A 1,375-nucleotide genomic window follows, 5' to 3' on the forward strand; every position below is an offset into this window, starting at 1 on the left:
GTTGCCGGCGCGCTGGGTCAGGCGTGCGTGGCGATAGCGGCCCTCACGTACGTTATACAGGCTCTCAAGGGCCGGAGTGGCGCTGCCAAGCACCAGGGGTATGTTCAGATCGTGGTATTCGACTTGTAAGGTTTTATTATCGGCAGGATAACAAACACCTAAATTACGAACAATACCTTTTAATGGTGGGAATAATTCATCAATAATACTAAACTCAACTACAATATCATGGCTACGTTTTTTCCCTTCTCCTAACAACACAACAGGTTGTCTAACAGAATCAATAACTAACTTTAAATTGCTAGGTTCAAACATATTAAATGCTAACCTTCCCAGAGTATAAGCATATTTACCATTAGAAAGTTTCTCCCCTTGAGGAAAAGAAGGGGCGCTAATTAATAGCCAATCTTGAGATTCTAGAAGGGAGCTATGGGTAGGTTATACTATAGGATTAAGTTGAGAAAGTTGCTCTATTTTTTCCTTAACATTCTGGTGTTTAACATCTCCTTGATATATCTTCAAAGCTTCTTTCAAAGCAATTTTTGTTTCAAGTATTGTTGCTGTATAATTCATGATTTTTTCCTAAAATTTGCGTTATGTAAAACTAATACACCCTATGCGAGTTATTAAAACAAGCTATAAAATACTTTGGCATAAAGCTATATTATACTAGGTAACTTAACTAAATCAATTAACATTCTGATGATTACTAACGCTGTAAAAAATTCCCACAATATACCTTTAAGTGCAGGTGGAACTGACCCAGAATATTTTGATTGGCAAGAAGTTTGGTATCCAGTTCATTATGTAGAAGATTTAGACAAAACTAAACCTACACCGTTTACATTATTAGAACGAGATATTGTGATTTGGTGGGAAGAAAAAAACCATCAATGGCGCGTATTTGAAGACCAATCTCCTCATCGTTTAGCACCCCTTTCTCAAGGTAGAATTAATGAGACTGGATGTTTAGAATGTCCTTACCATGGTTGGGCATTTTCAGGCAGAGGAAACTGTGAAATTATTCCTCAACAAAAAGAAGAAGGTAAAGCTGAAAAATCATCAAGAGCAACGGTTAAATCTTTACCTACAAAAGTCTGTCAATGTCTTTTATTTGTCTATGCAGGAAAAGTAGAAAATGCTGCTCAAACACCTATTCCTACAGTTGATGTTTTAGATGAAAATTCTGATAAAAGTTCTAATGAATGGGTTTGTTTAAATACTTTTCGAGATTTACCTTATGATGCTTTAACATTAATGGAAAATGTTTTAGATTCTAGTCATATTCCTTATACTTCTAATTCTACAGGAGAAACATTAGTACGGTTTCCCACAGTACGATGATGAGTATAAGGAATATGACTAGAATCTAAAA

At 35.6% G+C, this 1,375-nt stretch carries 2 protein-coding genes and 1 pseudogene; 1 reads left to right on the forward strand and 2 read right to left on the reverse strand.

Annotation, left to right across the window (positions count from 1 at the left end; all coding sequences use genetic code 11):
- Positions 1-315, reverse strand: a pseudogene (locus F6K13_RS33340) (hypothetical protein); the annotation flags it as partial.
- Positions 316-438: 123 nt separating this feature from the next.
- Positions 439-573, reverse strand: a complete 135-nt coding sequence (locus F6K13_RS33345; protein ID WP_275670342.1) for a hypothetical protein — start codon at positions 571-573, stop codon at positions 439-441.
- Between the two features lie 129 nt (positions 574-702).
- Between F6K13_RS33345 and F6K13_RS33350 the strand changes: the two genes are divergently transcribed.
- A complete protein-coding gene (locus F6K13_RS33350) occupies positions 703-1,344 on the forward strand; it encodes a Rieske 2Fe-2S domain-containing protein (protein WP_353735756.1) in 642 nt (213 codons plus the stop codon).
- The last annotated feature ends 31 nt before the right edge of the window (positions 1,345-1,375 follow it).

Source organism: Okeania sp. SIO2B9 (assembly GCF_010672505.1).
Classification (GTDB): Bacteria; Cyanobacteriota; Cyanobacteriia; order Cyanobacteriales; family Microcoleaceae; genus Okeania; species Okeania hirsuta.